At 59.4% G+C, this 13,244-nt stretch carries 13 protein-coding genes and 1 tRNA gene; 6 read left to right on the plus strand and 8 right to left on the minus strand.

Translation table 11 applies throughout. The features are described 5' to 3' along the window. The 3 genes from IH971_02155 to IH971_02165 form a co-directional block, all read right to left on the minus strand. Positions 1–2,435: ABC transporter permease (locus tag IH971_02155; protein MCH7496636.1), on the minus strand; the 2,435-nt coding region annotated here is incomplete at its 3' end. Between the two features lie 68 nt (positions 2,436–2,503). Continuing rightward, entirely contained in the window at positions 2,504–3,199 is a 696-nt protein-coding gene (locus IH971_02160; protein ID MCH7496637.1) for an ABC transporter ATP-binding protein, read from the minus strand. 58 nt (positions 3,200–3,257) lie between these two features. Next, positions 3,258–4,511, minus strand: a complete 1,254-nt coding sequence (locus IH971_02165) for an HlyD family efflux transporter periplasmic adaptor subunit (protein MCH7496638.1) — start codon at positions 4,509–4,511, stop codon at positions 3,258–3,260. Between the two features lie 575 nt (positions 4,512–5,086). Here IH971_02165 and IH971_02170 point away from each other — a divergent pair. Next, positions 5,087–5,554, plus strand: coding sequence for an SRPBCC family protein (locus IH971_02170; protein MCH7496639.1), 468 nt, complete (start codon positions 5,087–5,089; stop codon positions 5,552–5,554). A gap of 76 nt (positions 5,555–5,630) precedes the next feature. Here the strand turns inward: IH971_02170 and IH971_02175 are convergent. Continuing rightward, a tRNA-Arg gene (locus IH971_02175) sits at positions 5,631–5,704 on the minus strand. Positions 5,705–5,908: 204 nt separating this feature from the next. Here IH971_02175 and IH971_02180 point away from each other — a divergent pair. Further along, positions 5,909–7,768, plus strand: coding sequence for a hypothetical protein (locus IH971_02180; GenBank protein MCH7496640.1), 1,860 nt, complete (start codon positions 5,909–5,911; stop codon positions 7,766–7,768). Positions 7,769–7,793: 25 nt separating this feature from the next. On the opposite strand, the gene IH971_02185 is transcribed toward IH971_02180, so the two are convergent. Genes IH971_02185 through IH971_02195 form a run of 3 tightly spaced genes read right to left on the minus strand, consistent with a single transcriptional unit; the run spans position 7,794 to position 9,344 of the window. Beyond that, on the minus strand, positions 7,794–8,966 hold the full coding sequence (locus tag IH971_02185; protein MCH7496641.1) for a saccharopine dehydrogenase NADP-binding domain-containing protein: 1,173 nt from the start codon (positions 8,964–8,966) through the stop codon (positions 7,794–7,796). Positions 8,967–8,988: 22 nt separating this feature from the next. Then, entirely contained in the window at positions 8,989–9,150 is a 162-nt protein-coding gene (locus IH971_02190) for a hypothetical protein (GenBank protein MCH7496642.1), read from the minus strand. 20 nt (positions 9,151–9,170) lie between these two features. After that, complete coding sequence (locus IH971_02195; GenBank protein MCH7496643.1) at positions 9,171–9,344, minus strand: hypothetical protein; 174 nt, start codon at positions 9,342–9,344, stop codon at positions 9,171–9,173. Between the two features lie 92 nt (positions 9,345–9,436). Between IH971_02195 and IH971_02200 the strand changes: the two genes are divergently transcribed. From IH971_02200 to IH971_02215, 4 genes are all read left to right on the plus strand, one after another. Then, complete coding sequence (locus IH971_02200) at positions 9,437–9,640, plus strand: hypothetical protein (protein MCH7496644.1); 204 nt, start codon at positions 9,437–9,439, stop codon at positions 9,638–9,640. A gap of 5 nt (positions 9,641–9,645) precedes the next feature. After that, a complete protein-coding gene (locus IH971_02205) occupies positions 9,646–10,206 on the plus strand; it encodes a TrmH family RNA methyltransferase (protein ID MCH7496645.1) in 561 nt (186 codons plus the stop codon). 169 nt (positions 10,207–10,375) lie between these two features. After that, a complete protein-coding gene (locus IH971_02210) occupies positions 10,376–11,008 on the plus strand; it encodes a hypothetical protein (GenBank protein ID MCH7496646.1) in 633 nt (210 codons plus the stop codon). A gap of 291 nt (positions 11,009–11,299) precedes the next feature. Further along, positions 11,300–11,716: a hypothetical protein gene (locus IH971_02215; GenBank protein ID MCH7496647.1), complete on the plus strand. Its 417-nt coding sequence runs from the start codon at positions 11,300–11,302 to the stop codon at positions 11,714–11,716. A 56-nt stretch (positions 11,717–11,772) separates the two neighbouring features. Here IH971_02215 and IH971_02220 read toward each other — a convergent pair whose 3' ends face one another. Next, positions 11,773–13,176: an NAD(P)/FAD-dependent oxidoreductase gene (locus IH971_02220; protein MCH7496648.1), complete on the minus strand. Its 1,404-nt coding sequence runs from the start codon at positions 13,174–13,176 to the stop codon at positions 11,773–11,775. Between the last annotated feature and the right edge of the window lie 68 nt (positions 13,177–13,244).

Here is a 13,244-nt window from a genome sequence, read left to right on the forward strand (position 1 = left end):
TAGCGCAGGGAGTTCACCGGGTCAGCCACTGAGGCCCGCAGCACCTGGTAGCTGATCGTTGCCAGGGCCACCACCAACGCGGCGATCCCGGCAACGGCGAACGAGGACGGGCTGTAGCTGATGCGATAGGCGAAGTCTTCCAGCCAGCGGCTTAGCAGCAGATAGGAGGCCGGCAGAGCCAGCCCCACCGCCACTAGCACCAGGGTAAGTATGTCGCGGGAGAGGATCACAAAGATCTGTGCTACGGTGGCCCCCAGCACCTTGCGAATCCCCACCTCTTTGGTGCGCTGCTCGGCAGCGAAGGCGGCCAGACCCAGCAGGCCCAGGCTGGCGATAAAGATCGCCAGTACCGTGAACAGGGACATAATGGACTGGGTGCGGGCATCGGTTGCGTAGAGTGCGTCCAGATCATCATCCAGGAACACATATTCCAGGGTCTGGTCGTCAGCGAACCCTTTCCAAATTGACTCCAGAGAGCTCAGCGTGGCGCCGATCTCCTGTGGCTCCACCTTGACAGTGACGAACTTGCCAAAGTTTCGTCTCCCGCCCCAGACGCTGGCACCCATGGGGAACACCATCATGGGCCGGATATCCTGGTGTAGCGTTTCAAAATGATAATCATCCATCACCCCGATGATGCGCATATCCACCCTCGGGGTGTTGCGGCCGGTAAAGACCTGCAGGTCCATCCCCACGGGGTCTTCAATACCGTAGGTGCGGGCGGCGGCCTGGTTGAGGATGACGGCGTTGCTGTCGGTGCTGAAGTCCGGGTCGAAGAAGCGGCCCTTGGCCATGGTAATCCCGTAGACTTCGGCGAACTGGAAATCGACAAATGAGACATTGAGCAGACGCATCTCTCTGCCACTGTCGGTGGCGATGGCGAATACGCTGCTGCCGTACTCATCTACTCGGCCGGGGATAGCGGTAGAATTGGAGACCTGCTTGATCCGGGGGTTAGCCCGGAGCTGGTTCATAAACGCCTGTATATCCGCACCGATGTCATCGGTTTTCTCCACCACCAGCAGATCGGTTTTGTCAAAGCCAAGGGGCTTGTTCTGCATGTAGTCGAGTTGGCGCTTCACCAGCAGGGCGCCACTGAACAGGACGATGGAGACCGTGAACTGGAAAATCACCAGCCCACTGCGGAGCTTGGAGCCCTTGCCCATGGCGGTCTTGCTGCCCCGTAGGACCTCCGCCGGATCGAATGACGATAGGAAAAAGGCCGGGTAGCTGCCTGCCAGCAGGCCCACTACGATGGAGGCGCCCAGCAGAATAGGCAGGATGGCCAGGCTGAAGCCCAATTGCAGCCCGACGAAATCGTTGAACCAGGGCAGGCTGAGCTTGATCAGCACCACGGCAATCATGGCGGCGATGACCGTGAACACCACGCTCTCGGCCAGGAACTGGCGCACCAGTGCCCCCTGGTGTGAGCCGAGGGTTTTGCGCACGCCGACCTCCTTGGCCCGCTTGCCCGACCTGGCCGTGGCAAGATTCATATAATTGATGATAGCCAGTACCAGGATGAAGAGCGCGATCATCCCGAAGATGGAGATGGTGGTGGCCGAACCGTTGGCCTCAATCTCCTCATCCAGGTGTGAGTGCAGATGGATATCGGTGAGGGGCTGCAGGTGATAACCAAAGGCAGCCCCGCCCTCTTCCTGAATCTTGTCCCAGGATACTCCCATCGCCTGTTCGATCTGGGGTCCTACATACTTGGTGACCATTTCGGGGAGTTTGGCCTCGAACTCATCCGGGTCGGTGCCCTCGCGCAAGACCAGATAGGTGTAAAAATTGTGATTGATCCACTGCTGGCTTTCGCTGCGCTCGTAACTCACCGCGGAGGCCAGGAAATCGACATGGAAGTGGTTGGTGCGGGGGAAATCCTCAATCACGCCCGTTACCATGAAGTCCGTGTTGCGGTCGGCGTTGAGCAACTTGCCAATGGGATTCTCATCGCCGAAGTAGCGCCTGGCGGTGGATTCTGTGAGGACCACCTGGTTGGGCTTGATCAGGGCCGTTTTGGGGTCACCCAGCAGATAGCTGAGCAGGAAGATGTCCGAGAAGGTGGAATCGGCCGAGGCCCAGCGCTCTTCACTGAAGACCTTGTCGTCATAGCGGATCACCGGAAAACCGCCGCCGCCGCTAAGCCGGGTGACCATCTCCACCTCGGGGTAGTCGGCCAGCAGGGCCGCAGCCATGGGAGCCGCGGTGATGGCCATGGAGAACTCGTTGCCGCCCAGGGCGCCCTCTACCCAGATGCGGTAAGTGCGGTCGGCATGGGGATGCTGCCGGTCAAAACTGAGCTCATCCCGCACATAGAGCAGAATGAGCGTGACCGCCGTTAAGCCCACAGCCAGGCCGAGAATATTCAGGCCCGAAAAGAGCTTGTGTTTGACCAGATTTCGCAGGGCAATTTTTATGTCGGTATCAAACATGATGGAGCCTCGCTTGAGAACGAAAGTAGGTGCTGGGGGCGGCGAATCCTGATGCCGCCGGGATGAGTTTAGACATGGAATTTGCTGTCGCCGTTGGTCGCGCCATTGACAATGCTGCCGTCGAACAATTGAACCACGCGGTTGGCTTGATCGGCGTAGGACGGCGAGTGCGTCACCATGACAATGGTGGTGCCGTTGGCATTGAGCCCCTTGAGCAGCGCCATGACCTCTTCCCCCCGGGCCGAGTCGAGATTCCCCGTAGGCTCATCGGCTAGAATTACGTCGGGCTCGTTCACCAGCGCCCGGGCCACGGCAGCCCGCTGTTGCTGCCCCCCTGAGAGTTGTTGGGGGAGGTGGTTACGGCGGCTGAGGATGCCCATCTGCTCAAGGAGTGCCTCAGCCTTGGGCTTACGCTCTGCCGCCGACAGGCCCTGGTAGAACAGGGGCAGTTCAACATTCTCGAAGACCGTCAGTTCGTCGATCAGGTTGAAGCTCTGGAAGATGAAGCCGATGTGTGACTTGCGGTAGTTGGCCCGCTGCCGCTCGTTGTAGCTCCCTACCTCATCGCCCTTGAATTTGTAGCTGCCCCGAGTCGGGGTATCCAGGAGGCCCAACACATTGAGAAGGGTAGACTTACCGCAGCCGGACGGACCCATAACAGCGACAAACTCGCCCTCTTCGATGGAGAGGTTGATGCCGTTGAGTGCGGTGGTTTCCATTTCTTCTGTGGTGAAGACCTTGTACATATCTGTAGTTTTGATCATGGCACTTATCCTTTGTTTATCGTCCTACTGAGAAAGGTTCGTGGTTGCGGCAGCCGGCCTAGTCGTCCAGCACCACCCGGTCAAAATCGCCAATATGGTCGTATGAGGAGGTGATGACCCGATCGCCGGGCTGGAGACCCGCCAGCACTTCGTATTCGTCCTGGTTCTGGCGGCCCAGCCTGATTTGTTGTTTGGTGGCCACATTCCCACCCGGTTCCAGTTTGTAGACCCACTGGCCGCCGGTTGTGTTGAAAAAACCGCCCCTGGCCATGAGCACGGCATCGGAGAGCTCACCCAGGGCTAGCCTGATTCGCAGGGTCTGTCCACGGCGGATGCCAGCGGGAATCTCCCCATCGAAGTGCATATCGACCTCGAACTGGCCATTGACAACCTCGGGGTAGATCTTAGCCAATACCATGGAATACTCGCGGTTGCCCAGATTGAAGGTGCCCCGCTGGCCCGGCAGCACCCGGGTAATGTAGTGCTCGTCGATGGCCAGGCTGGCCTTGAAGCCATCCAGGATGTCGATCTGGCCCAGCCGTTCACCCCGCACCTTGGACTCCCCCACCTCCGCCGATAGCGACGTGAGATGCCCCGATACTGGCGCCCGCACCAACAGGTTATCCTGGTTGAGTTTCACCAGCTCGAGATTATTTTCCATGCGTGCCAGTGATGCCTCGAGCTGATCGATCTGCGTGGCGCGAAATATGGAATCCTGCCGGTGGCTCTGGAGGGTCAGGTCCCTGCGCTTGAGAAGGTAGCGGTATTCATCGTTGGATTCATCGAACTCCCGGGTAGAGACCAGGCTTTTCTCCAGCAACTGCCGGTTGCGCTCGTTCACCCTGGTTATGCGGGTGATCTTATAATTGAGTTCCAGCAGCTCTGACTGCAGGGCCAGGCGATTCTGCTCCATGGCCAGCTGGGTATTGCGCAGGTTGTTGCTCTGCTGGTAGAGCTCGGCCTCCCGGTACATGATATCCAGCAGCAAGTTGGTATTGGAGAGCTGCAAAATGGGGTCGCCCTCGTTCACATAACTGCCGGCCTCTAGGAAGCGCTTCTCGACTCGCCCCCCTTCAACGGCATCGAGATAAATGGTGCGAATGGGAACAACGGGGCCGGTCACGGGAATGAATTCCTGGAATTGCCCCTGATGTACGGTGGTGACGGTGAGCCGACTGCCCGACAGATTAACACTGCTGCCCCGGTCGCTCCCAACAAGGCCGAAACCGACGGAGACAATAAGCACACCCCCTGCGCCCATCCAGAGCAGGCGCTTGAGCGACCACCTTTTCTTTTCCAGGATTTTATCCATGGCTGCACTACCGGATAGACTGCCTCTGGCAGAACAATGTTGCCAAGATATTTGCGGTTTTTCCTATGGGCTGAAAACCGCCGATTCGGGCGGGTGGAACTGAGCCGGGTGTCAGGCGCTGCCGAATTGCCTGCTGAACATGGGCGCCAAATGGGCGCGCGACCGGGATTTGAGCATCGAGGACTAAGCGCCTGATCTCAGCCGCCTCACGGCCCCGTTCTCACGACGGCAACCCCATACGACCGGCTGCTTGCCCAGTGGCTGGACAGCCCCGTGCCGCCCACCAGTGCATCAATCACCACCATTGAATCTCCCCTGGCATGCTTCTATGTTCGGCCATGAGGCCGCTATCCTTAGTTCCATAACTGGCGGCCTTCGGACTCGCAAATCTCATGTCACGATCGAGACAAAAAAAGAATAAGCGAAAATCCAAGCGCTTAGCCTGTGCATTTATTTTGGATTAATCAGAAACGAGAATTAGATTTTGTCAACTGTAGGGTCTTTTCAGTAGGTCTGGGAGGTGAGAATATCCCTGTATTCGCTATACATAGAGTTCAGACACTGAGGAGCGTTCGGTGGCGGTTGATATACTAACAGAAATCACAATTGATCGTCCTCATCCAGAGGTCGCCGATTTTGTCGCAAATCCAGACAATGCCCCGAAGTGGTACGTCAACATCAAGTCGGTCGAGTGGGTGACCTCGCCGCCGCTGAATATCGGCTCCAAAATAGCATTTGTTGCTCACTTCCTGGGCCGACGCGTGGCGTACACCTATGAGGTGGTGGAATTCGTGCCCGGAGAGCGCATGGTCATGCGCACCTCGGATGGGCCATTTCCCATGGAGACAACATATACGTGGGTTCCAGCGTCCGAAGACGCCACTCACATGACTCTCCGCAATCGCGGTAATCCCTCAGGCTTCTCCCGCTTATCGGCCCCTCTCATGGCCTCCGCCATGCGCCGAGCCAACCGCAAGGACCTCTCACGCCTGAAGCAGCTCCTTGAACAACTGGCAGCTTCGTCATCATTTCGTTCGGAATGATACCCGGCTGCGCGCTCAACGCCACCACTTAAGGGTGGCGCGATGGCTCAAGCCCTTCGTCTGAGGGGCTTGATCGTACCCCGGATCGGATTCGAACCGATGACCTACGGCTTAGAAGGCCGTTGCTCTATCCAGCTGAGCTACCGGGGCTGGAATGCCGGCAGGGGAACAGCCACTGCCCGCCGCGGAAGCTAAGGCCCTGCACCCCATTGGGCTACGGGAAAAAAGGGTTTCACCAGGACACGCCGCTTAATAGATTCGGGCTGTTTTAGGTCTAATCCCGACGTGAACAGAAATATGCAAAAACCCCTCGCTGCAGCCAGGTGGCGCCATGAGCCCACGCCGCGGCCTCCTGTGCATACCGGGTTGGCATGGCTCTGCTGGCTGACGCTGGTCTCCCTGCCCGCCGTTGCGGCCCCTCAGGCGGTGGCCCAGGTGGGCAGCGACAGCATCACCGTTGACCAGTTCGCCCGCCGGTATCAGTCCCATCTCGGCCAGAGCGTACAGCCCGACGCTTTCGCCCACCGGCTCTCCTTCGCCCGCTCGCTGGCCGAGGAGTCAGCGCTGCGGCAATACGCCCGCGATACGGGGCTGGATACCAGCCCGACCGTGATCCGTGCCGGTGACAGGGCCTGGCGCACCGCCCTGCTGGAGGAGCTGGCTGAGACCGTCTACATGGATGAGGTTGTAATGCCGCATGAAGAGATTCAGGCGGAGTACCGCTACCGCAGCACTGCCCTGCTGAGCCGCTTCCTGACCCTGCCGGACAGACATACCGCCGGAGATTTCCGCCAGCGGCTCGCAGCGGGCGTGCCTTTCGAGTCCCTGGCTCTGCAAGCCTTCAGGCCCAGTGGACTGCTGGACCGGCCCGGGCAGCCCGGTTGGCGCTACCCCCATGAGTTGGATAGCCTCTACGCCCGCCGCGCTTATGCACTGGCGCCCGGCCAGGTGTCAGCACCGTTCGGCTCTGAACAGGGCTTCACCGTCATTCAACTTCTGGATAGGGATTTTCGCCCCACACACGGCCACTTCGACAGGGTCAAGCACCTGCAAAGCATCGCCCTTGATCTGCTACAGTCTCAGCTGGCCCCGGCTGCGCAGCAACTCCTCCAAAAGTGGGCGGACGACCAGCGCATCCGGTGGCGGCGGTTGGCCATGCGCAAGGCGCTACGCTCCGGCTTGTTCAACGGCCCGCCGGCAACTTGGGCCGACCATCCGCAGGCGGCCACCCTAGTGGACGAAACGCTGTTCATACTGGAGGGCAGGCCGCACACGGTGGAGTGGCTCCTTTCAGCCCTGGAACTGCTGCCCCCGGACAGCGGCACGGGGGTCTTCAGCATCGTAGATCTGCGAGCACTCATCAACGAGCTGCTAATGTGGGAAAGGATGATGGTGCAGGTTGAGTCGCTGCCCGGTGCGGAGGCCTTCCTGTCCGAAGCCGCCAGAATCGACCAGACGGCCAGCCAACAGGCGCTGTGGGACACCATCCAAGCCCGAATTCTCGGTGTAGCCGACGTGCCAGACGATTCCCTGCGGCAGCTGCTGGCCGTGGACTTCGAGCGCTATGCCAGCCCGCCAATGGTGGAACTTAGCGAGATTGTCGTAGCAGATTCCGGGTTGGCTGCTGCCATCGCCGATTCGCTCAGCCACGGTGGGACGGGGGCCTTCGATTCGCTGGCCCGGCGTTATACCCTGCGGGAGTGGGCCCGGCCTGCAGGTGGCAAGCTGGGCTGGGTTCCGCTGTCACTCTACGGCGGGGCTGCACCTACACTTATCCAGGCGCTGGAGGCCCCGGCGGACACAATCGTCGGCCCTCTGTGGGTCGACGGCTACTACGTGCTGGCCCAGCCTTCTGGCCATCGCCAACCGACCCTTCCGCCCTGGCCGATGCTCCGGCCACTGTTGCGGCAGCGCTGGCTTGAGGCCAATGGGCCGCGGCTGCTCCGCGAGCGCTGGGCGCACTTGTATGCTGCCACCTACCCTATTGCCATCGACACTGCTCTGGTGGCCCTACTGGAACTCAGTCTTGATGGGCGCCTGGTTTTGCCCGCACCTCTGGCACTTCCACTGGCAGCCGACGACTCAACTGCCGTCATCTACGAACCAGAACTTCTAGCGCTTCCAGCCGACTCACTGGCGCTTCGGAGCCTGTTGACGACCGATCATCAGGCGGCCGATTCCACGCTGGGCGACCAGCCCGCCGCCAGCCCGTAGCGGGCCGGGTCCACGTCAACTCGCCTCAGTCTGGCTGGGTCTGCTTGATATTGAGCGAAACGCCCTGCCGAGCCAGGTCGTGCAGCACCCGCTGGTAGACCCCCTTGTCGGCGCCCAGGTATTCCAGCGGCCGGATGCCGGGGTCGGCGTAGTCTCCGGCCAGCAGCACGCGGGCCACTGCCGCGCAGGTGTAGCCCGTCGTGGCGGCCATGGCCGTGGTTTCAGTCAGGGGATCGTAGGCGCGATAGAGGTCCACCGTAGTAACGAGGAGGCGGCCACGGAGCTGGCCCGTGAGCTCCACCCGCATCACCACCAGATCGTGCCCCTCGTCGCCTGGTCCCGGTCGCCAAGACTCAAACAACAGACGTGATGATACCTCAATGGGGGCTACGGCGTGGCCGTCCACGTCCAGTGGCTCGCGGCTGAAAAAGCCGGTGTCACGGAGCATCCGCATGCGCTCGGCGTGACCCGGATACCGCAGGGTCTTCTCCAGCATATCGGGCACCGGGACGGTAGATAACAGCGTGCGCAGCCCATCGGTGTTGAACGCCTCCAGGCTGCCTACATGGGGAAGGATTACCTGCTCAATGTCGGAGAGGGCTTCCCGCTGTACCACGCGGCCGCCCACTTTCAGGCGCACCGGACGGGTATACTCTTCGATGACGTCGATGGGCGAAAAGACCGACAGGTACTCAAACGGCCAGCGGCGCACCTTCGGCAGCCCGCCCACGTAGCACACGAAGCGCTCAAGTGGGTCGTACTCCTGCTGGTAGCGGCCCAGAACAAGATTGCTCAGTCCAGGCGCAAGCCCGGCATCCACAACTGCGGTAACGCCGTGCTCCACCGCCAGATCGTCTAGGGTCAGCGGATCCTCAGGCGTGAAGGAGATGTCCACTACGTTCCGCCCGGCCCTGATAACCGTTTCCAGCATGCGGTAACCCAGGGAGCCCGGTACGGCGCCGACCACCACGTCCGCCGCCTGCACGGCACGGGTCAGTGCCTCAGCATCAGTGATGTCCAGTTCGCTGGTGGTCAGGCCGTAATTTTTGGTCAGGGCGGCTCTCACCTGGGGATTGGCGTCCGCGACCACCACATCCACGGCCTCGTTTCCGTCATTGGCGTCTCCGAAAGGTGCGGCCAGATTGCGGGCGATGACGCCGCCCACCAAACCGCCGCCCAGGACCAGTACCTGTTTCATGGGTTGATCCTCACCTTGTAGCTCAAGACCACCTCCTGGCCGGCGGCCACCGGCCCACATATTTGGCCAGCAAGGTGTTGGGGGTGAGCAGGTCGAAGACATAATTCTGCTCCAGCACCGACCACTGGCGCTCGGAGGATCGGCTCACCGGCATCACCGTCGCGGGCTGAATTTTGGCGGCCACGTCATCCAGTAGTACCTCCGTCAGCCCCCTTGCTGGAGGGTGAAGCTGCGCGTGTCCTTCACCAGCCCGATGTTGGCCTGATAGATGGTCACTTCCAGGCCGGTGCGGGCACTCGCGCCAATAGTGAGACGGGGCTGGGCCGCAAGAGGGATGACCGTGAAAGCCACGACAACCCACATCCTTATATGCTTCATCAAGCGCTCCCAATCCTTTACTCAAGTGTAGTGGCCCCCGCTCTGGCCCGCAAGGATTTCTTGCGTAGCGGCCAGGGGGTTAACTTCCCGGCATGGGCCAGCTCTGGGGACTCGATCTGCACGACAAGGCTACCGGCGCGTACGCCGCCACGCTCCAGTCACCCAGCCGGGACGAACTGGCGGCCCAGGCCGGCCGGGACCTGCCCCATCCCGAAACCGGTGAGCCCTGCCGGGCCGGGGACGAGCCCTACCTCATCGCCGAGGAGGGCTCAAGCCCAACCAGCCAGTGGGAGTAGACGCCATGGCTGCTTCCCGCCGCAAACTGACCGACTTGGAGCTGAAAGCCGCCCGCCCCCGCCTTGACGAAGTGCGCAGCCAGCCTCGCCTCCCCGTCTACGCCCTGCTGGAGGATGTGCGCTCACTCTACAACGTGGGCAGCATGTTCCGCACAGCCGACGCGCTGCACCTGGCCGGACTTTACCTCTGTGGCTACACCGGCTTTCCGCCGCGCCGTGAGATCACCAAGACCGCACTGGGGGCCGAGCACACCGTCCCGTGGGAAAAGCACGCCGACGCCGCTACGCTGGCCCGCAGCCTCCAGGCACGAGGTATGCAGCTGCTGGTGCTGGAGCAGACTGATGACGCAGTGGACTTCTGGGAGGCGCCGGTGCGCTTCCCGGCCTGCTTCGTGGTTGGCAACGAGGTCACCGGCATCTCCCAAGAATTGGTGGAGCAGGCCGACCTCTGCCTGCAGCTCCCTATGGCGGGGGTGAAGCAGTCGCTGAACGTGGCCACCGCCTTTGGCGTGCTGGGCTACGAACTGGCGAGAAGGTGGAATCTGGATAAGACGTCCGATCAATAGTCGGGGCATAGGGCACATTACGGGCCAATCGCTTACTCGATCATGTTCTAACAGTGCTGGTGCCAAAACACTCGCAAGAGATAGTAGCGTTACTTATCTGTTTAGTGGTAATGCAACATATGTGCGTATTATCTATTGACAGCACTGTTTTTTAGGCGTACTTTTAACCATGCCAAGCGGGATCAAAACCAAAAAATTGAGTGTGCTAATCCAGGATAGCGGGCTGGAGCCATTAGCTGATCGGCTTCGGATCAAACCTTCAACCATACGAACCACGGTCGCGCTTTCAAACGAAGCGATGGAGGATTTGGTTAGCCTTAGGAAAGATTGGAATCTGACGCCTAAAGATATTTTTGACGGCATCTTTGATTCAGATGAGCTCGCCGACCTCGTAACAGTTGCTGCTGGGCAAATGGAGCATCATAAGCAACCTCGAAAGAACCAGGTCACTATCGTAATCAGTGCAACCTCTCAAACATCCTTGAAACATTTGGCCAAAGAATTGGCGACGCCCCGAGATCACATCGTAATTGTCAGTCTTAGAGTAATGGCCGGTCTTTTGGAAAAGAGTCGAAATGACAGAATTACCAATCATAAAAAAGCACTGAACATTCTCAAAGAGACAGAAGATTTCTTGAATAAGAAGGAAGGAGAACTCAGCAGGCTATTGGGTGAAGATGATCCCCTCGAATACCGCTTCCGGTACCTCGGCACGATTCTAATGAATCTTTTATTCGCAGTAGATTCAGAGATTGAGAATGGCACGCCCATCGAACCGCATGATTTCTCTCAACAGGGTTAACCTCTTTTGAATTATACAGAACACGCTATGAAGAGAATGCAGCAGAGAGCAATACCTCCCGCCGTGGCGGAGCTGATATGGCAGTACGGGGAGAATATTGATCTACCCGGCGGTGTCCAAGGGCTGAGGATTCCCAAGCACCTCATCCAAGATTGGGAGAGGGATTTGAGACGCATCATGAGATTGTATGACAAATCGCGAAAGGTGCTACTGGTAATGGATGAGAGCCGGTCGACCCGGATAACTGCCTACTCGACGCACAAGACATGAATAGTTAAGATTGAATAAGTTATGACTAAATTCGCAGTGAAACTTGCAAAAGCAAGGTCAGATTATGAAAAGTTTGAACAGCTCCTTGGGAGCACAGACAAAGATACAGGAGCATGGGTAGATCATTTCCATTCTGCAATCCTTAGTGTCTGGTTAATTTTGTTAAATGAAGCAAATGAATCCAATATCTATGAAGCTGAAAACTTGCAAATACTGTATAACCGGCTTCTTCTTGAACGGTTGCCTGATCTACCTGCCTTGAATGAAGAGGAGTGGGGCACAGTGATTATGGCACTAGATATCTTTTCGTGTGAGGAAGCCAAAGGACTAATTAGGGCTAGAAATGATCTTAAAAGAAATTATGAGGCTCTAAGGGCCCAGTATCCTAGCGCCGTATATAAATCCACTCTATCACAAGTGATTAGGGCGATTAAATAGAGATAGGGCGTCGGGAAGATTCGGCGGTCATATGCGTCGTGTGAGCGGCCTTGGCCCTAGTCGGTACTTGGATAAAGCCCCGCCAGCATACGGGCGACGTTGTGGAGGCTCTCCGACAGTGAAGGATGGGCGTGCACCGCGTCCATGAGATGGGTGTAGGGTAGCTCATTGGCGATGCACAGCGACACCTCGCCAATGAGCGTATCGGCCTGGGGTCCACACGCCCGCACCCCCAGGATGCGGTCGTCCCCTTCCGGCCCAACGATGAGTTTCACGAACCCGCCGAAGGAGCGCATGGCGTGGGCCCGGTGGCTGCGGATGTTCGCCAGGCGGGCCACCCTCACGTCGCCGTACTTGGCCCGGGCGGTCTTCTCGTTATCCCCGGCGCCGGCCACCAGCGGAAGGGTGAAGATGATGAACGGGATGTGGTCCATGGAGATAGGCTTTTGCCCGCTCAGCAGGTGATGGATAGCCTGGTGGCCCTCGGCCTCGGCAACGTGCACCAGGCACATGTCCAGTTCCGAGTCCCGGAGACCCACGTCGCCTACGGCGTAGATGTGGTCAACATTGGTCTGGCAGAAATCGCTGATGGGTAGGAAGCCATTAGCATTTACGGCCACACCGGCATTCTCCAGCTTCAACGCCGCCGTGCACGCCACCCGGCCGATCGATACCAGCGCCATGTCGGTATCGAACTCGGAGCCGTCCTTAAGCCGGGTCACCACCCGGCCGCCTGCTGCGCGCATGTCCACCATGCGGGCGGACTGGACGACGTGGATGCCGTTGGTCCGGAAAGTTTGCGTCAGAAAGTCGATGATATCATCGTCCTCATGGGACAAGATCACCGGGTAGGCGTCCAGCAAAGTAACCTGGCAGCCGAAAGCGTTGAAGATGGAAGCGAATTCGCAGCCGATGACCCCGGCGCCCAGGATGAGCAGGCTTTCCGGCAGCCGGTCCAGTGAGACGATCTCATCGCTGGACATGATGAGCTCACCATCCTGGTGTACGGCAGGCAGCCAGCGCGGCGTGGTGCCCGTGGCGATGATAATCTTGTCCGCTCTGTGGTCGGCGCCTGCCACGCGCACGGTATGGGGATCGACAAATGCGGCCATCCCGCGCAGTTCCACGATGCTCAGGCGTTCGATCTGTTCCTGGTAGAGCGCCTCCAGCTCGCCGCTGCCCTGCTGCAGCTGGGCCTGCACCTGGCCAAAATCTAGCTTAACCGACGAGGGCAGATAACCCCTGTCGGACTTGCTGGCCACCAGGTGGTCCTTGGCCAGCTCGTACATCCCCTTGGACTTGTAGGCCCCCTGGATGCCGTAGCCCCACAAGCGCTTGCCGTTCACCAGCCCTACCTTCAGGCCCTTGAGGGCGCCCCGGGTGGCTGCGGCCATCCCACCAGGCCCCGCCCCGATCACCAGTACGTCAAACCGGTTGTTGCCGCCGGGATTCCCGCTCATTGGACTCCTTGTTGGATAGCCGCGCGCACCGGCGCGAATTTACAAGCTGTTTAGCAGGCTGGGGCCGG

This window comes from Candidatus Neomarinimicrobiota bacterium, assembly GCA_022560655.1.
GTDB lineage: Bacteria > Fidelibacterota > Marinisomatia > SCGC-AAA003-L08 > TS1B11 > JADFSS01.